Annotated in this window: 1 protein-coding gene; it reads left to right on the plus strand. The window is 70.5% G+C overall.

The window, feature by feature from the left end; all coding sequences use genetic code 11:
* Positions 1-20,601 (plus strand): non-ribosomal peptide synthase/polyketide synthase (locus ACFXN1_RS07555; protein ID WP_379463523.1); only part of this gene is annotated, 20,601 nt, incomplete at its 5' end.
* Positions 20,602-20,785 lie beyond the last annotated feature (184 nt).

A 20,785-nucleotide genomic window follows, 5' to 3' on the forward strand; every position in this document is an offset into this window, starting at 1 on the left:
GTCACCTGGACCGCGGACGGCGAGCTGGAGTACATCGGCCGCACCGACTTCCAGGTCAAGCTGCGCGGTCTGCGCATCGAGCTCGGCGAGATCGAATCCGCGCTCACCGCACTGGATTCCATCGCGCAGTCGGTAGTCGTGGTGCGCAGCGACGTGCACACCGGCGATCAGCTGGTCGCCTATGTCATCCCGGCGGCGGACCACACCGTGGACGTCGAGAAGGTGCGCCTGGAGATCGGCGAGAGCCTGCCCGCGTACATGGTGCCGTCGGTCGTGATGGCGCTCGACGAGTTCCCGCTCAATGCCTCCGGCAAGCTGGACCGCAAGGCGCTGCCCGCACCGGTGTTCGAGGCCGCGGTGTTCCGCGCTCCCGTCACCCCGGTCGAGCAGATCGTGGCCGGCGTGTTCGCCGAGATCCTCGGCCTGGAGCGGGTCGGCCTCGACGACGACTTCTTCGCGCTCGGCGGCAACTCGCTCATCGCCACCCAGGTGGCGGCGCGCCTGTCGGCCGCGCTGGACACCCACCTGGGTGTGCGCGAGATCTTCGAGGCGTCGACCGTGGCCGCCCTGACGGCGCGCGCCGAAACCCATTCCGGCGCGGGCACTCGCCAGGCGCTGATCGCGCAGCAGCGGCCGGAGCGGCTGCCGCTCTCGCTGGCTCAGCAGCGCATGTGGTTCCTCAACCGGTTCGATCCCGAATCGGCCGTGGACAATATCCCGGCGGCCGTGCGCCTGTCGGGTCTGGTGGACCGCCAGGCCCTGCAGATCGCCGTCGCCGACGTGCTGGCGCGGCACGAGTCGCTGCGCACCCGCTACCCGGAGATCGACGGCCAGGCGTTCCAGGAGATCGTCCCCACCGCACAGGTCATTCCTGACCTGACCCCGGTCGAGGTCTCCGAAGCCGAACTGCCGCAGGCGCTCTCGGAGCTGGTGCTGAGCGGCTTCGACGTCACCGTGGACGTGCCGTTCCGGGCCCGCCTGTTCGAGGTCAGCCCCACCGAGCACGTGCTCGCGCTGGTGGTGCACCACATCTCGGCCGACGGCTTCTCCATGGGCCCGCTCACCCGGGACGTCATGACCGCCTACGGCGCTCGCGTCGAGGGCGGCGAGCCCGGCTGGCAGCCGCTGGATGTCCAGTACGCGGACTACGCGCTGTGGCAGCGCGCGGTGCTCGGCGACGAGACCGACGCCGAATCCGTGATCTCCCAGCAGATCTCGTACTGGCGCGACTCGCTGCGCGGCCTGCCCGACCAGCTGGACCTGCCCGCCGACCGGCCGCGTCCGGCCGTCGCGTCGGGCCGCGGTGCGACGCACGTCTTCACCGTCGATCCCGACACCCACGCCAAGCTGACCGAACTGGCCCGTACCCGCGGCGCCACGCTGTTCATGGTCATGCACTCCGCCCTGGCTGCGCTGCTGTCGCGGCTGTCGGGTGAGGCGGACATCGCGATCGGCACCCCGGTCGCCGGTCGTGGTGAACGCGCCCTCGACGACCTCATCGGCATGTTCGTCAACACCCTGGTGCTGCGCACCGAGGTGGACGGCGGCGCCGGCTTCACCGAGCTCCTGGACACGGTGCGCGCCACCGACATCCAGGCCTTCGGCCACGCCGACCTGCCCTTCGAGCGCCTGGTCGAGATCCTCAACCCGGCCCGCTCGCAGGCGCGGCACCCGCTGTTCCAGGTCATGCTGTCGTTCCAGAACACCGGCATCACCGAACTGGAACTGCCCGGCCTGACCGTGAGCGCCGTCGATCTCCCGATCGATACCGCCAAGTTCGACCTGCAGCTGGTCCTCACCGAGCAGCTCGGCACCAGCGATGTCGCGGGCAACGGCCACGGCGCGACCCCGTCCGGCATCACCGCCGAACTCATCTACGCCACCGACCTGTTCGACGCAGCCACCATGGAGCGGTTCGCCGACCGGTTCGACCGGCTGCTGAAGGCCATTGCCGCACAGCCGGAACGGGCCATCGGCGATATCGACCTGCTGATCTCCGGCGAGCGCACCCGGGTGCTGCGCGACTGGAACCGCACCACCGCCGACGTCTACTCGGTGCTGGCGGAACTGACCTCGGGCACCCTGTCGGGCGAGACCACCGCCGAGGGCGAGATCGTGCGCAGCGCCTCCGGCGACGCGGGCGAGACCCTGGTCGCGCTGTTCGAGGCCCAGGCCGAGCGGACCCCCGAGGCGACCGCGGTCAGCTTCGAAGGGACAGGTCTGTCCTACGCCGAGTTCGCCGGACGGGTGCATCAGCTGGCCCGCAAGCTCATCGAGGCCGGGGTCGGCCCGGAGAGCCTGGTGGGCTTGGGCATTCGCCGTTCGGTGGACCTGGTGGTCGCGATGTACGCGATCGTCGAGGCCGGTGGCGCGTACGTGCCGCTGGACCTGGACCAGCCCGCCGACCGCATCGACTACGTGCTCGAGACCGCTCGGCCGGTGTGCGTGCTCACCACCGAGCGGGACGGATTCACCCACGCGAGCGTCCCGGCCGTCGCGGTCGACACCGTCGACCTGTCGGGTTACTCCGACGCCGTGCTGACCGACGCGGATCGCAGTGCGCCGCTGCGTGCTTCGAACACCGCCTACGTGATCTTCACCTCGGGTTCGACCGGTCGCCCGAAGGGTGTGGCGGTGCCGCACTCGGCGATCGCGAACCGCCTGGTGTGGATGCAGGCCGAGTACGGCCTGACCGCCGCCGACGTGGTGCTGCAGAAGACTCCGGCCACCTTCGACGTGTCGGTGTGGGAGTTCTTCTGGCCCTTGCAGATCGGCGCGAAGCTGGTCGTGGCCAAGCCCGACGGGCACCGGGATCCGGTGTACCTGGCCGAGACCATTGCCCGCGAAGGCGTCACGACCGCGCACTTCGTGCCGTCGATGATGGCCGTGTTCGTCTCGGAACCGGCCGCCGCGGACTGCACGAGCCTGCGCCTGGTCTTCGCTTCCGGTGAGGCGCTGCCCGCGACCACCGCCCAGCAGCTGCGCCGGGTCACCGGCGCCGCCCTGCACAACCTGTACGGCCCGACCGAAGCGGCCGTCGACGTCACCTATCACCAGGTCACCGACGCCGACACCGAGACCGTGCCGATCGGCCGCCCGGTGTTCAACACCCAGGTGTACGTGCTGGATTCGCGCCTGCACCCGGTCGCGCCGGGCATGGCGGGCGAGCTCTACCTGGCGGGTGTGCAGCTGGCGCGCGGCTACGTGGCGCGCCCCGACCTGTCGTCGGATCGCTTCGTGGCCAACCCGTTCACGCCGGGCAAGCGCATGTACCGCACCGGTGACCTGGTCACCTGGACCGCGGACGGCGAGCTGGAGTACATCGGCCGCACCGACTTCCAGGTCAAGCTGCGCGGTCTGCGCATCGAGCTCGGCGAGATCGAGGCCGCGCTGACCGCCCACGAGTCGGTCGCCCAGGCCGTCGTGGTGCTGCGTTCCGATGCCCGCACCGGTGACCAGCTGGTCGCGTACGTGGTTCCGGCGCAATCGGCTTCGACCGAACCGGTCGCTCTCGGCGCGGACGCCCTCGACGTGGAGGCCGTGCGCGAGCATCTGGCCGCGCAGCTGCCGTCCTACATGGTCCCCGCCGCCTTCGTGGCCCTGGGCGCGTTCCCGCTCAGCGCCAACGGCAAGCTGGACCGCCGCGCGCTGCCCGAGCCGGAGTTCGCCGCCCGCGAATTCCGTGCCGCCGCAACGCGTGCCGAGGAGATCGTGGCCGGCGTCTTCGCCGAGGTGCTCGGACTGGCGAGCCCGGTCGGCGCGGACGACGACTTCTTCGAGCTGGGCGGCAACTCGCTGATCGCCACCCAGGTCGTCGCGCGACTGGGCGCGGCGCTCGACACCCGCATTCCCGTCCGCGCCCTGTTCGACGCCCCGAGCGTGGCCGCCCTGGCCGCGCGGGTGGAAGCGCAGGCGGGCACCGGTGGCCGCCGCGCGCTGGTGGCCCAGGACCGGCCGGACGAGATCCCGCTGTCGCTGGCCCAGCAGCGCATGTGGTTCCTCAACCGCTTCGACACCGCCTCGGCCGTCAACAACATCCCGCTCGCGGTGCGCCTGACCGGCGACCTCGACGTGGACGCCCTGCTGGCCGCCGTCGGCGACGTGCTGGAGCGGCACGAGGTGCTGCGCACCGTCTACCCGGAGAACGCCGAAGGCCGTGGCGTGCAGGTCATCCTGCCCGCCGACCAGGTCCGCCTGGACTCGGCCGCCAATGCCGGCATCCACGGCGGCGGCGCCGGCCTGGCCCCGGTCGAGGTGGCCGAGGCCGACCTGCGCGAGCGCATCGCCGAGCTGGTCCTCACCGGCTTCGACGTGACCGCCGCGGCCCCCGTACGCGCCGGACTGTTCCGGGTCTCGGATGCCGGGCAGCCCACGCACGTACTGGTTTTCGTGGTGCACCACATCTCCGGCGACGGCTGGTCGGTGCGCCCGCTGGCCCGCGACGTCATGGTCGCCTACGCGGCCCGCGCCACTGGTGAAGCGCCGCACTGGGCGCCGCTGCCGGTGCAGTACGCCGACTTCGCGCTGTGGCAGCGCGAAACCCTCGGCGACGAGGACGACGCGGACTCGCTGATCGCCCAGCAGGTCTCCTACTGGAGCAGCGAACTGGCCGGGCTGCCCGACCAGATCGACCTGCCCTCGGATCGCCCGCGCCCGGCGGTGGCGTCCAATGCCGGTGGGGTGCACGAATTCTCGATCGACGCCGACCTGCTGACCGGACTCAACGGCCTGGCCCGTGAGCACGGCGCCTCGCTGTTCATGGTCGTGCACGCGGCCTTCGCGGCCCTGCTGGCGCGCCTGTCCGGCGGCGAGGACATCGCCATCGGCACCGCGGTCGCGGGCCGTGGCGAGCAAGAACTCGACGACGCCATCGGCATGTTCGTCAACACCCTGGTGCTGCGCACGGCCGTCGACTCCGGGGAGAAGTTCGCCGAGCTGCTGGCCCGCACCAAGGACACCGACCTGGCCGCCTTCGGCCACGCCGATCTGCCCTTCGAGCGCCTGGTCGAGATCCTCAACCCGGCGCGCTCGCAGGCGCGGCACCCGCTGTTCCAGGTCATGCTGTCGTTCCAGAACACCGGCGCGGCGACCTTCGCCCTGCCCGGGCTGGAAGTGGCGGGCGTGCCGCTGGACGTGGTCACTGCCAAGTTCGACCTGCACCTCAACCTGACCGAGCGGGCCGACGGCGACGGCATGACCGCCGAATTCGCCTACGCCACCGACATGTTCGACCCGGCCACCATCGCCGCCTTCGGTGAGCGCCTGGTGCGCCTGCTGTCGGCCGTGGTCGACGAGCCGACCGCGCTGGTCGGCGATATCGAGCTGCTGGACGCGGCCGAGCGCCGCCAGGTGCTGCGCACCTGGAACGCCACCGAGTACGACGTCAAGCGGGTCGCCCTGGGCGGCAAGAAGATCGAGGCCGAGGTCACCCTCGCGTCGATGTTCCAGACCCAGCTGAAGCAGACCCCCGACCTCACCGCGCTGGTGTTCGAGGGGACGAGTCTGTCCTACGGCGAGTTCGCCGCTCGCGTGCACAAGCTGGCCCGCCACCTCATCGCCGAGGGCGTCGGACCGGACACCTATGTGGCCCTGGGCATGCGCCGCTCCTTCGAGTTGCTGGTCGGCATGTACGCCGTCACGGTCGCCGGTGGCGCGTACGTGCCGCTGGACCCGGACCACCCGGCCGAGCGCAACCAGTACGTGCTCGACACCGCGCAGCCGGTGTGCGTGCTCAGCACCGGCGGGGACCGGTTCGAAACCACCACGCGCACGCTGCTGATCGACGAGCTGGACCTGTCGGGCTACTCCGACGCCCCGATCACCGACGCCGACCGGACCGCCCCGCTGCGCGGCGACAATGTCGCGTATGTGATCTTCACGTCGGGTTCGACCGGCCGCCCGAAGGGTGTGGCGGTGAGCCACACGGCCATCGTCAACCGCCTGGTGTGGATGCAGACCGAGTACGGCCTGTTCGACGACGATGTCGTGCTGCAGAAGACCCCGGCCACCTTCGACGTGTCGGTGTGGGAGTTCTTCTGGCCCCTGCAGATCGGCGCGGCCCTGGTGATCGCCAAGCCGGACGGCCACCGCGATCCGGGCTACCTGGCCGACCTGATCATCGAGACCGGTGTCACCACCGCGCACTTCGTGCCGTCGATGATGTCGGTGTTCGTGGCGGAGGAGAAGGCCGCCGAATGTGTTTCGCTGCAGCAGGTCTTCGCCTCCGGTGAGGCGCTGCCCGCGCCGACCGCGCAGAAGCTGCGCGAGCTCACCGGTGCGCGCCTGCACAACCTGTACGGCCCGACCGAGGCGGCCGTCGACGTCACCTACCACGAGGTGGAGGACACCGACACGCTGTCGGTGCCGATCGGCGCGCCGGTCTTCAACACCCGTGTGTACGTGCTGGATTCGCGCCTGCACCCGGTCGCCCCGGGTGTCGCGGGTGAGCTGTACCTGTCGGGCGTCCAGCTGGCGCGCGGCTACGTCGCCCGCCCGGAGCTGACCGCCGATCGCTTCGTCGCGGACCCGTTCCACGACGGCGAGCGCATGTACCGCACCGGCGACCTCGTCAAGTGGACCGGTCGCGGCGAGCTGGAGTACCTGGGCCGCACCGACTTCCAGGTGAAGCTGCGCGGTCTGCGCATCGAGCTCGGCGAGATCGAGGCCGCGCTCACCGCCATCGACGCCATCGCCCAGTCGGTGGTCGTGGTCCGCAGCGACGAGCGGCTCGGTGAGCAGCTGGTCGGCTATGTCATCCCGACCGCCGGCCACAGCGTCGACCTCGACGCCGTGCGCGCCGAACTCCAGGACGGCCTGCCCGGCTACATGGTCCCGACCTCCTTCGTGGTACTGGACGCCTTCCCGCTCAATGCCTCCGGCAAGCTGGATCGCAAGCGGCTGCCCGCGCCGGTGTTCGAGGCCAAGGTCTTCCGCGCCCCGTCCACCCCGATCGAGGAGATCGTGGCGGGCATCTTCTCCGACGTGCTCGGCGTCGGACGGGTCGGCCTGGACGACGACTTCTTCGAGCTCGGCGGCAACTCGCTGATCGCCACCCAGGTCACCGCCCGCCTCGGCGCGGCCCTGGACACCCAGCTCGCGGTGCGCGATCTGTTCGAGGCGTCCACGGTCGCGGCGCTGGCCGCGCGAGTGGAGCGCAATGCCGGTTCCGGCCGGCGTCCGAGCCTGGTCGCCGGCGAGCGGCCCGCGCACCTGCCGCTGTCCCCGGCGCAGCAGCGCTACTGGTTCCTCAACCAGTTCGACACCAGCACCTCGGCGGTCGACAATATTCCGCTCGCGGTCCGCTTCACCGGCGCGCTCGACCTCTACGCCATGAAGCAGGCCATCGGCGACGTGATCGCCCGCCACGAGGTGCTGCGCACCGTGTACCCGCGCTCGGCCGCGGGCCCGCACCAGGTCGTGCTGCCCGCCTCGCAGACCGATCTGTCGCTGGTGCCGGAGGAGGTGACCGAGGGCGATCTGCTCGGCAAGGTCATCGAATTCGCCATGACCACCTTCGACGTCACCGTCGAGGTGCCGCTCGCGGTCAAGATGTTCCGTATCGCGGACAGTGAGACCACCCAGCACGTGCTGGCCTTCACCGTCCACCACGTCTCCGCCGACGGCTCCTCCATGGGCCCGATGGCGCGCGACATCATGGCCGCCTATGTGGCCCGGGTGAACGGCGATGTGCCGCAGTGGGCTCCGCTGCCGGTGCAGTACGCCGACTACGCGCTGTGGCAGCGCGAGGTGCTCGGCCGCGAGGACGACGCGGAATCGCTTGCCGCCAAGCAGGTCTCGTACTGGACCCGGACGCTGACCGGGCTGCCGGACCAGCTGGAGCTGCCCACCGACCGGCCGCGCCCCCCGGCGCAGTCGTTCCACGGCAAGGCGCTGCGCTTCGATATCGACGCCGAGCGTCACGCCAAGCTGCACGAGCTGGCGCGGGCCAACAACGCCTCGCTGTTCATGGTCGTGCACGCCGCCCTGGCGGTGCTGCTGGCCCGCCTGTCCGGCACCGACGACATCGCGGTCGGCACCCCGATCGCGGGTCGCGGTGAACGCGAACTCGACGACATGATCGGCATGTTCGTGAACACCCTGGTGTTCCGGACCCAGGTCGACGGCGCCGCGAGCTTCGCCGACCTGCTCTCCGAGGTGCGCGAGCGCGACCTGGAAGCCTTCGCCAACGCCGACGTGCCGTTCGAGCGCCTGGTCGAGGTGCTCAACCCGGTCCGCTCCACCGCGCGCAACCCGCTGTTCCAGGTGGGCCTCTCGTTCCAGAACCTGGCCGAGACCGCCTTCGAGCTGCCGGGCCTGCACGTGGCCGCGGTCGAATTCGACTCGCAGCTGGCCAAGACCGACCTGCACGTCACGCTCTACGACCGGTACACCGAGGACGGCACCCCGGCCGAGATCCTCACCGAATTCGGTTATGCCACCGACCTGTTCGACGAATCGACCGTGCGGTCCTTCGCCGACCGGTTCGTGCGGGTGCTGGACGCCATCCTGGCCGACACCACCGTCGCGGTCGGCGACCTCGACCTGCTGGACGAGGACGAGAACGCGCGAATCCTGCAGCGGTGGAACAACACCGCGCAGGACCTGGAGTCGGTCATGGACGGCGATTCCGAGGCCACCCTGGTCTCGCTGCTCGACCGGTCGGTGTCCGAAGACCCGAAGGCCGTTGCCATCGTCGCCGACACCGCCGAGGGCACCGAGCAGCTGACCTACGCCGAGCTCGACGTCCGCGTGAACCAGCTCGCCCGCGAGCTCATCGCGCGCGGCATCGGCGCGGAAGACCGGGTGGCCCTGGCCATTCGACGGTCCACCGACCTGGTGGTCGCCATGTACGCGGTCGCCAAGTCCGGTGCCGCCTATGTGCCGATCGATCCGGATCAGCCCGCCGAGCGTGTCGGCTACATCCTGGAGACGGCCGCGCCCAAGGCCGTACTCACCACGGCGGCAGTCGGTTTCGAATCCGAGCTGGCCGAGGTGCTGCGCATCGACGAGCTGGACCTGTCCGGCCACTCGGCCAAGCCGATCACGGCCGCCGAGCGGGTGCGCGAGCTGACGGCCGCGAACACCGCGTACGTCATCTTCACCTCCGGTTCCACCGGCCGCCCCAAGGGTGTGACGCTGCCGCACGGCGCGGTCGTGAACCAGTTGCTGTGGAAGGTCACCGAATTCGGCCTCGACCCGGCCGACGCGGTGCTGCTCAAGACCGCCGCGACCTTCGACCTCTCGGTCTGGGAGTTCTGGTCCGCCGCCGCCTGCGGTGGCCGCATGGTCATCGCCGCGCCGGACGGCCACAAGGACCCGGCGTACCTGAACGAGCTCATGGCCCGCGAATGGGTGACCACCCTGCACGTGGTGCCGTCCATGCTGGACGCGCTGCTCGCCGACGGGCTGCCGGATTCGCTGTGGCGCATCCTGGCCATCGGTGAGGCGCTGCCCGGCCCGCTGGCGCAACGCGTGCTGCGGGAGCGGCCGCGCACCGAGCTGTTCAACCTGTACGGCCCGACCGAGGCCGCGGTGTCCATCACCAACCACCGGGTCACCACCCGCGACGAGCTGTCGGTGTCCATCGGCTCGCCCGAGTGGAACTCCCAGGTGTACGTGCTGGATGCGCGCCTGCGGCCGGTGCCGGTGGGCGTCTCCGGCGAGCTGTACCTGGCCGGCGCGCAGCTGGCGCGCGGCTACCACGGCCGCCCGGACCTCACCTCCGACCGGTTCGTGGCGAACCCGTTCGCCGACAACGGTTCCCGCATGTACCGCACCGGTGACCTGGTGGCCTGGCAGGAGAACGGGGAGCTGGAGTACCGGGGCCGCACCGACTTCCAGGTGAAGATCCGCGGTTTCCGCATCGAGCTCGGCGATATCGAATCCGCGCTGCTGCGCCTGGATTCCGTCGCCTCGGCGGCCGTGGTCGCGCACACCGATCCGGTGCTCGGCGACCGCCTGGTGGCCTACATCGTCGGCAGCGACGGCGACCCCGACAAGCAGCAGCTGCAGTCGGCGCTGGCCGCCGAACTGCCGTCGTACATGATTCCGTCGGTCTTCATGCCGCTGACCGCGTTGCCGCTCAACGCCAACGGCAAGCTGGACCGTAAGGAGCTGCCGCAGCCCACCTTCGAGAAGGCGGTCTTCCGCGCCCCCGTCAGCCCGATCGAACAGATCGTGGCGGGAGTGTTCGCCGAGGTGCTGCGTGTCGAATCCGGCCGCATCGGCCTGGACGACGACTTCTTCGCGTGGGGCGGCAACTCGCTGCTCGCCACCCAGGTGGCCGCGCGGCTCGGCGAGGCGCTCAACACCCGGGTGCCGGTGCGACTGATGTTCGAGGCGTCCACCGTGGCCGCGCTCGCGGCCCGCGTGGAACGCGACGCCGGCGCCGGTGGCCGCAAGGCGCTCACCGCCGGACCGCGGCCGGACAACATTCCGCTGTCACTGGCCCAGCAGCGCATGTGGTTCCTCAACCGCTTCGACACCGCCTCGGCCGCCTACAACGTGCCGGTCGCGGTGCGGTTGTCGGGCCTGCTGGACGAGGACGCACTGCGTGCCGCCATCGCGGATGTGGTTGCCCGCCATGAGATCCTGCGGACCATCTACCCGCAGACCGAGGACGGGCCGGTGCAGGTCATCCTGCCGCCGGCGCAGGCCGTGCCGGAGCTCGAGGTGCGCACCGTCACCGCCGACGAGGTGGTGGGCGCGGTGGTCGAGCTGACCACCACCGCCTTCGACGTGACCGTCGAGGTGCCGATCAAGGTGGCGCTGTTCAAGATCGAGGGTGAGGTCCCGGCTCCCGCGGCCGAGTCCGGTGCCGCGACGCGCGGGCCGTCGGAAGCCGCGGCGCACGCGGCGGCCTACACCTTCGACTTCGCCGATATCGAGCCCACCGGCCAGTTCCCGGTCGTGGACCCGGACGGCCCCGCGCCCGCGGAATACGTGCTGGCCCTGGTGATCCACCACATCTCCGGTGACGGTTCCTCGGTGGCCCCGCTGACCCGCGACCTGATGACCGCCTACGCGGCGCGCTCCATCAAGCAGAAGCCGGGCTGGACCCCGCTGGCGGTGCAGTACGCGGACTACTCCATCTGGCAGCGCGAACTGCTGGGCAGCGAGGACGATCCGGAATCGCTGGCGTCGAAGCAGGTCGCCTACTGGGCGCAGGCGCTCGCCGGCCTGCCGGATCAGCTGGACCTTCCGGCCGACCGGCCGCGTCCGGCGGTGCAGACCTTCGCGGGCGGCAAGATCGACGTCCGCATCGACGCCGAATTGCACGCGGCGCTGGTCGAATTGGCCCGCACCGAGGGCGCGACGCTGTTCATGGTCGTGCACACCGCGCTGGCCGTGCTGCTGTCGCGCCTGTCGGGCTCCGACGACATCGCCATCGGCACCCCGATGGCCGGTCGTGGCGAGGCCGTCCTGGACGACCTCATCGGTATGTTCGTCAACACCCTGGTGTTCCGCACGCTGGTCGACGGCGGGCAGCCGTTCGCCGAGCTGCTGGCGCGCCAGCGCGAGACCGACATCCAGGCCTACGCCAATGCCGACGTGCCGTTCGAGCGCCTGGTCGAGGTGCTCAACCCGGCCCGCTCGACCGCGCGGCACCCGCTGTTCCAGGTGGGTCTGTCCTTCCAGAACCTGACCCGCTCCACCCTGGAACTGCCGGGCCTGAGCGTGTCCGGCCTGGACGTCGACACCGAGCTGTCGCAGTTCGACCTGCACCTGATCGTCTCCGACCTCTACGGCGAAGACGGTGCGGCCCAGGGCATCACCGGCATCCTGACCTACGCCACCGATATTTTCGACCGGGACACCGTGCGCGACTTCGCGGATCGTTTCGTGCACCTGCTGCGCGAGATCGTGACCGCACCCCGCACCGCGGTCGGCGAGATCGAGCTGCTGGCCGGGGCCGAGCGGACCGAGATCCTGGAGCGGCGCAATACCACCGCGCACCAGGTGGATTCGGCCGCGACGCTGGTGTCCATGCTCGATGCGACGGTGGCGGCCAAGCCGACCGCCATCGCGCTCATCGGACCGGACAGCGAGACGCTTACCTACGCCGAACTCGGCGCCCGGGTCAACGGCCTTGCCCGCCACCTGATCTCGCTGGGCGTGGGCCCGGAGGCGCGGGTCGCGCTGGCGCTGCGGCGCTCCGTCGACCTGGTCGTGGCCATGTACGCGGTCTCGGTCGCCGGTGGCGCGTACGTGCCGGTGGACCCGGACCAGCCGGCCGAGCGGACCGGGTACATCCTGGAAACCGCCGCGCCGGTGTGTGTGCTGACCAATGCCGCGGCCGAGTTCACGACCGATATCGCGCCGCTGGTACGGATGGACGAGCTCGCGCTGTCGGGTGCGAACCCCGGCCCGGTCACCGATGCCGAGCGGGTCGCCCCGCTGCGGCCCGAGCACACCGCCTACGTCATCTTCACCTCCGGCTCCACCGGTCGCCCGAAGGGCGTGGCGCTGCCGCACGCGGCCATCGCCAACCAGTTGCATTGGAAGAGTGCGGAATTCGAGCTCGGCGCGGACGACGCGGTGCTGCTCAAGACCGCCGCCACCTTCGACCTGTCGGTCTGGGAGTTCTGGTCGGCCGCCGTGTCCGGTGGCCGCCTGGTGATCGCCGCGGCCGACGGGCACCGGGATCCGGCGTACCTCAACGAGCTGATGGCGCGCGAGCGGGTCACCACCCTGCACGTGGTGCCGTCCATGCTGGACGCGCTGCTCACCGCGGCCGAAGGGACGCTGAACGATTCACTGCGGCGGGTCCTCGCTATCGGTGAGGCGCTGCCCGCGACAGTGGCGCAGCGCTTCCGCGCGGGCAATCCGGACGCCGGGCTGTTCAACCTGTACGGCCCGACCGAGGCTGCGGTGTCCATCACCAGCCACCGGGTCACCGATGCCGATCAGGGTTCGGTGTCCATCGGTGCGCCGGAATGGAATTCGCGGGTCTACGTGCTCGACGCGCGCCTGAACCCGGTGCCCGACGGCGTCTCCGGCGAGCTCTACCTCGCCGGTGCGCAGCTGGCCCGCGGCTACTTCGCGCGTCCGGACCTGACCGCGGATCGCTTCGTGGCCAACCCGTTCGCCGTCGGCGAGCGCATGTACCGCACAGGTGACCTCGTCGCCTGGTCCGCCAACGGCGAGCTGGAGTACCGGGGCCGCACCGACTTCCAGGTGAAGATCCGTGGTTTCCGTATCGAGCTCGGCGAGATCGAGGCGGCGCTGCTGGCACTGCCGGAGATCGCCCAGACCGCGGTGCTGGCCAAGCAGGATGCCAAGACGGGTGACCGGCTGGTGGCCTACCTGGTGCCGTCCGGCTCGGGTGTCGATGTGCCGCTGGTGAAGTCGGCGCTGTCGGCGGCGCTGCCGTCGTACATGGTGCCGTCGGCCTTCGTGGTGCTGGATGCCCTGCCGCTCAATGTGAACGGCAAGCTGGACCGGAAGGCGCTGCCGGAGCCCGAGTTCGAGACCACCGCCTTCCGGGCGCCGTCCACCCCGATCGAGGAGATCGTGGCGGGCGTCATCGCGGAGGTCCTGGGCGCCGAGCGCGTGGGCGCGGACGACGACTTCTTCGCCCTCGGCGGCAACTCGCTGCTCGCCACCCAGGTCGCCGCGCGCATCGGCGCGGCCCTGGACGCGCGGGTGCCGGTGCGCGCCGTGTTCGAGGCGTCGACCGTCGCCGGGCTGGCCGCCAAGGTCGAGCAGCACGCCGGCGCGGGAGACCGCAAGGCGCTCACGGCCGCACCGCGGCCCGACACTGTGCCGCTGTCGCTGGCACAGCAGCGCATGTGGTTCCTCAACCAGTTCGACACCGCGTCGGCCGCGTACAACGTCCCCGTGGCGGTGCGCCTGACCGGTGCGCTGGATGTGGAGGCGCTGCAGCAGGCCGTCGCCGACGTGATCGGCCGCCACGAGACGCTGCGCACCGTCTACCCGCAGGTGGACGGCGCGGCCGCGCAGGTGATCGTGCCCGTGGCGCAGGCGGTTCCGGATCTGACGCCGGTCGTCGTTTCGGCCGAGTCGGTGACCGAGCGGATCGCCGCGCTGGTCACCACCGGCTTCGACGTGACCGCAGAAGTGCCGTTGCACGCCAAGCTGTTCCGCGTCGAAGGCGTCGAAACGGAGTCCATTGACGGCACCGCCGCCGTCGAGCATGTTCTGGTCTTCGTCACCCACCACATCGCCGCCGACGGCTGGTCCATGGGCCCGCTCACCCGCGACGTCATGGTGGCCTACGCCGCCCGGGCCGCCGGTGTCGCGCCCGGCTGGGCGCCGCTGCCGGTGCAGTACGCGGACTTCTCGATCTGGCAGCGCGAGGTGCTCGGCTCCGAGGACGACGCGACCAGCCTGATCGCCGCGCAGGCCGAATTCTGGCGCACCGCACTGGCGGATCTGCCCGACGAGCTGAACCTGCCCTCGGATCGCCCGCGCCCCACCGCGCAGTCCTTCCGCGGCGGCCGGGTGCTCTTCCCGATCGGCAAGGACCTGCACCGCGGACTCCAGCAGATCGCGCGCACCAACAACGCGACCATGTTCATGGTCGTGCACACCGCCCTCGCGGTGTTCCTGGCGCGCCTGTCCGGCACCTCCGACATCGCCATCGGCGCGCCCATAGCGGGCCGCGGCGAGGCCGAGCTGGACAACCTGATCGGCATGTTCGTCAACACCCTGGTGCTGCGCACCGAGGTGAGCGGACAGGCCGGCTTCACCGAGCTGCTGGCCAAGGCCAAGGACAGTGACCTGCAGGCGTTCGCGCACGCGGACATTCCGTTCGAGCGGCTGGTCGAGCTGCTCAACCCGGAGCGGTCCACCGCGCGGCACCCGCTGTTCCAGGTGGCGCTGTCGTTCGAGAACCTGCCCGACAGCTCCTTCGAGCTGCCCGCGCTGCGGGCCGCGGCGGTCGACTTCGAGAACGAGATCGCCAAGTTCGACCTCATGCTCACCCTGACCGAGGCTCCGGCCGACGCGGACGCGGGTATGTACGCCGAATTCGGTTACGCCCGTGACCTGTTCGACCAGGAGACGGTGGAGGGCTTCGCGGAGCGGTTCCTCCGCCTGCTCGGCGAGATCATCGCCGCGCCGCGCACCGCGGTCGGCGACCTGGAGATCCTGGCCGCCGACGAGCGCGCCGACCTGATCTCCCGCACGGGCGGTCCGGCCATCGAACCGCGCGTGCTGCCCGAGCTGCTGGCCGAGGCCGTCGCCAACAACCCGGTCGGCGAGGCGGTCGTGTTCCAGGGCCAGGCCCTGGGCTACGCCGAACTCGACGCGGCCTCCTCGCGCCTGGCGCGCGTGCTCATCGAGCGCGGCGCCGGACCGGAAACCCGTGTCGCCGTGGCCATCCGGCGTTCCTTCGAATCGGTGCTGGCCATCTGGGCCGTCGCCAAGTCGGGTGCGGCCTTCGTGCCGGTCGATCCGTCCTACCCGGCGGACCGCATCGCGCACATGGTCAACGACTCCGGCGCGGTGCTCGGCCTCACGGTCGACACCGAGCTCGAGGGGCTGCCGCCGGTCAAGAGCCTGGCCGGCTGGATCTCGCTCGACGATCCCATGGTGCAGGCCGAGATCGCCTCGCACTTCGCCGAACCCGTCACCGACGCGGAGCGGTGGGCGCCGGTCCGGCCGGACCACGTGGCCTACGTGATCTACACCTCGGGTACCACGGGCATGCCGAAGGGCGTCGTGGTGACGCACTCCGGTCTCGCCAACTTCGCGACCGAGCAGATCGTGCGCTACCACCTCGACTCCGGTTCGCGGGCACTGCATTTCGCCTCGCCCTCGTTCGACGCGTCGGTGCTGGAGTACCTGCTCGCCATCGGCGCGGGCGGCACCCTCGTGGTGGTCCCGCCGGGCGTCTACGGCGGCGAGGAACTGGCCGAGCTGATCAAGCGCGAGCGGGCCACGCACGCCTTCATCACCCCGGCCGCGCTCGCCACCCTCGACCCGAAGGGCCTGGACTCGCTGCGGGTGCTCGTCGCCGGTGGTGAGGCCGTGCCGGCCGACTTGGTCGAAAAGTGGGCGATTCCGTTGGAGAACCGCACGATTCGTGCGTTCCACAACGGCTACGGCCCGACCGAGACCACGATCATGACCAACATCAGCGATGCGCTGGTGCCGGGCGATCTGGTCACCATCGGCGGTCCGATCCGCGGTATGCAGGCCCTCATCCTGGACGCGCGCCTGCGTCCGGTGCCGGTGGGCGTCGCGGGTGAGCTGTACCTGTCGGGTATCCAGCTCTCGCGCGGCTACCACGACCGCCCGGGCCTGTCGGCCGAGCGGTTCGTCGCCAACCCGTTCGTGGCCGGCGAGCGTATGTACCGCTCCGGTGACGTGGTCCGCTGGACCCCCACCGGCGAGGTGGAATACGTGGGCCGCAACGACTTCCAGGTGAAGGTGCGCGGTTTCCGCATCGAGCTCGGTGAGATCGACGCCGCGCTGGCCTCGCACGAGACGGTCGACTTCGCGGTCACGGTCGGTCACAAGACCGAGGCCGGGGCCACCATCCTGGCGGCCTACGTGCTGCCGGTGGCGGGCCGGACCGTCGACATCCCGGCGCTGACCGAGCATGTCGCGGGCCGCCTGCCGGAATACATGGTGCCGACGGCCATCACGATCCTGGACGCCATCCCGCTGACCCCGGTCGGCAAGCTGGATCGCCGGGCGCTGCCCGAGCCGGTGTTCACCGCGCGGGACTTCCGCGCGCCGGTCACCGAACTGGAAGCGACCATCGCCGAGGTCTTCGCCGACGTGCTCGGCGTCGACCAGGTGGGTGCGGATGACTCGTTCTTCGCGCTCGGCGGCGACTCGATTCTGTCCATCCAGCTGGTCTCACGGGCCAAGGCGCGCGGCATCGTGTTCTCGCCGCGCGATGTGTTCGAGAAGCGGACCGTCGCGGGGCTTGCCGAGGTCGCCACGCTGGGCGGAGACACCGCACAGCAGAAGCTGGCGGAACTGCCGGGCGGCGGGGTCGGCGACATTCCGCTGACGCCGATCATGCACGCGATCCTGTCGAGTGGGTCGTCGTACGAACGGTTCTCGCAGACCATGCCGCTGCGGCTGCCGGACGGCATCACGCGGACGGTACTGGTCGGGGCCATCGGTGCGCTGTTCGACCACCATGATGTGCTGCGGTCGCGACTGCGCGGCAGTGCCCATCCGAAGAACGCAACGGAGGGCTTCGAATTCGAGGCGCTGCCGCGCGGGGCCGTCGACGTCGACGCGCTGGTGCACCGGGTCGAGCTGGCCGCGGACATCTCCGACGAGGAGCTGACCCGGGTCGGCAGCATCGAATTCGATGCGGCGCTGGGCCGTCTGGATCCGGCGAATGCCGCCATGGTGCAGTTCGTCTGGTTCGCCTTCGCCCCCGAGGGTTCCGACGAGGCACGCGTCCGCCGGGACGTGCTGCTCATCGTCGCGCACCACATGGTGGTCGACGGCGTCTCCTGGCGCATCCTGATTCCGGACCTGGGCCTGGCCTGGTCGCAGGTGGCGTTCGAGCAGCCGCTGGCGCTGCCCGAGACCGGCACCTCCATGCGGCGCTGGGCGCACGCCCTGGTCGAAGAGTCGCGCAGCGAGGCGCGGGTCGCGGAACTGCCGTTCTGGCAGCGGGTTACCGAGACGCCGGATCCGCTGCTCGGGTCGCGGGCGTTCGACCCGAAGGTCGACACCTTCGCCACCGTCGAGCGGATCGAGGTCACGGTGCCGGCATCGGTCACCGAGGCCGTGCTCACCGCCGTCCCGGGCCTGTACCGGGGTGGCGTCAACGACGGTCTGCTGTCGGCGCTGGCCCTGGCGGTCGCGCGCTGGCGCGGGGAGACCACCGGCGGCTCGGCGCTGATCAAGCTCGAGGGCCACGGCCGTGAAGAGGACATCGTTCCGGGCGCGGATCTTTCGCGCACGGTCGGCTGGTTCACCGCCGCCTTCCCGGTGCGACTGGACCTCAACGACGCGGATCTCGCCGATGCCTTCGAGGGCGGAAACGCCCTGGGCGACATCGTGAAATCGGTCAAGGAACAGCTGCTGGCGCTGCCCGACAAGGGTCTGGGCTGGGGTCTGCTGCGCTACCTCAACCCCGAAACCGCCACGCAGCTGCGCGATGTCGGCCAGATCAGCTTCAACTACCTGGGCCGGATGTCCGCGGGCGAGGTGCCCGAGGGCATGGCCGAACTGGGCTGGGTGCCGGTCGACGACCTGGGCCGCCTCGACGGCGACATGGACGCCGACATGCCCGCCAACGCCACCCTCGACATCAACGCCATCGTCACCGACGGCGCGGACGGCCCGGAGCTGGGCGCGGCCTTCTCCTACCCGAGTGGGCTGCTCGAGCGCGAACGGGTGCAGGAGTTCGCCGACCTGTTCGTGGCGGCGCTGACCGCGCTGGCCGCGCACGCCAAGCGGCCGGAGGCAGGCGGCTTCACGCCGTCCGACCTGCCGCTGGTGCGGGTGGAGCAGTCCGACATCGAGGTGTGGGAGCGGACGTACCCGGCGCTGTCCGACGTGTGGCCGCTCTCGCCGCTGCAGTCGGGTCTGCTGTTCCACGCGCTGCTCACCCAGAACACGGTGGACGTCTACACCATTCAGACCGTGCTCGACCTGAGCGGTGTGGTGGATGTGGATCGGCTGAAGGTGGCCGCGCAGGCCATCCTGGACCGGTACCCGAGCCTGCGGACCGCGTTCGTCACCGACGCCGACGGCCAGGCCCACCAGGTGGTGCTGGACAAGGTCGAGGCGCCGTTCACGGTCATCGATCTCACGGATCTGCCGGAGGCCGAACGCAATCCGCGCATGCGGGAGATGATCGAGGCCGATCGGGCCGATCACTTCGATCTGTCCGCGGCGCCGCTCATGCGGTTCAACGTGTTCCGGATCAGCGACGACCTGGTGCACCTGGTCATCACCACCCACCACATCCTGGTGGACGGCTGGTCCATGCCGCTGCTCATGCAGGACCTGCTGGTGCTGTACGCGGTGCGCGGCGACATGTCGGTGCTGCCGCGGGTGCCGTCGTTCCGGAACTACCTGGCCTGGCTGGCCGGACGGAACCGGGACGAATCGCTCGCCGCCTGGCAGCGCGCCCTCGCCGGAGTGAGCGAGCCGACCCAGCTCGCGCCCGCCGCGACCCGCGACGAGAACTACGAAATCGGCCGCTACACACTGGATATCGACGCCGACCGCACCCGCGCGCTCACCAAGCGCGCCGGGGAGCTCAATGTCACGCTGAACACGCTGATCCAGACCTCGTGGGCGGTGCTGATCGGCCGCCTCACCGGGCGCAGTGACGTGGTGTTCGGCGCGACCGTCTCCGGTCGCCCGGGCGATCTGCCCGGTGTCGAGTCCATGGTGGGTCTGTTCATCAACACGGTGCCGGTGCGCATCCGGGTCGACGACCGGCTGACCATTGCGGGGCTGCTGCAGCGGGTTCAGCACGATCAGGCCGATCTGCTCGAACACCACCACATCGGGCTCACCGAGATCCAGCGATTGGCCGGTGCCGGAGCGGAATTCGACACCATCATGGCGTTCGAGTCCTACCCGGTGGACAAGGACGCCATCGCCGCGGCAAGCTCCATCGACGGCATGTCCGTCAGCGGTGTGGGCATCAACGACAACACCCACTACCCGATGAGCCTGGTCATCATGGCGGGCGAGACCATCGACATCTCCATGCGCTACCTGGGCAGCCGGTTCACCGCCGACGAGGTCGCCATCCTCGCCGCGCGCTTCAACCGGATCCTGGACGCGCTGGTCGGGGACGCCGAGGGCCTGGTCGGTGACATCGACATCCTCGATGCCACCGAGCGCGCCCGCATCCTGGCCGAAAGCGCCGTCACCCCCGCCGATTCCGCGGCGGACGCGGCGCGCGTCGGCACCGCGACCGTGGCCAATGTGCTGGCCGAAGTGGTCGAAGAGGACCCGCAGGCGCCCGCCCTGCTGTCCGACGGCCAGGAGATCGCGTACGCCGTCCTGGACCGCCGCAGCTCCCAGCTGGCGCGCCTGCTCATCGAGCGCGGTGCGGGCCCCGGCGACGTCGTCGCCGTGGCCCTCCCGCACATGGTGGACGCGGTGGTCGCGGTCTGGGCGATCCACAAGGCCGGTGCCGCGGTGCTCTTCGCCGACGGCCTCTCCTTCGGCGACATCCTCGCCGCCGGAGCCGGTTTCGGCATCGCCCAGGAACCGGCCGCCAGCTCGGTCCGCTGGCTGGTCCCGTCGGACCCGAAGGTCCAGTCCGACCTGGCCACCCGCCCCGCGCACCCGGTCTCCTACACCGACCGCGTCCGCCCCCTGTCCGAATCCGACCCCGCCTTCGTCTACCGCGACGCCGACACCTGGGCCACCCTCACCCAGTCCGAGGCCCTCGACCGCGCAGCCACCCTGCGCGCCGACAACGACGTCGACTACGAGTCCACGACGTACACCACCGCCTCCACCGACCAACCCGCGATCGACGAATTCCTGGCCTCCGCCACCGCAGGCGCCCTCTCCGTCCTCCCCACCGGCAACACCCCCGCCGACCTGGAAGACGGCGAAGTCACCCACTGGTTCACAACCCCGGCCGACCCAACAGCCGAAGCAGGCGAGGACATCCACCTCATCAACTAACCCCGCCCCGCCGGTGACGAACACCCCGTTCGTCACCGGCGCCAAGCGCTGGCCGAGGCGAAGGAAATGCCCGGGTCGCGACCCGTACGGTCTTCGGTGACCTGAACGTGGAACAGGTCAACGCTGTCGGACCTGCTGTCCCGAATCATCAACGCGCCCTGGCGAACTCGAACCGCGGTCCCGG

It is taken from the genome of Nocardia sp. NPDC059154 (assembly GCF_042755705.1).
GTDB lineage: Bacteria > Actinomycetota > Actinomycetes > Mycobacteriales > Mycobacteriaceae > Nocardia.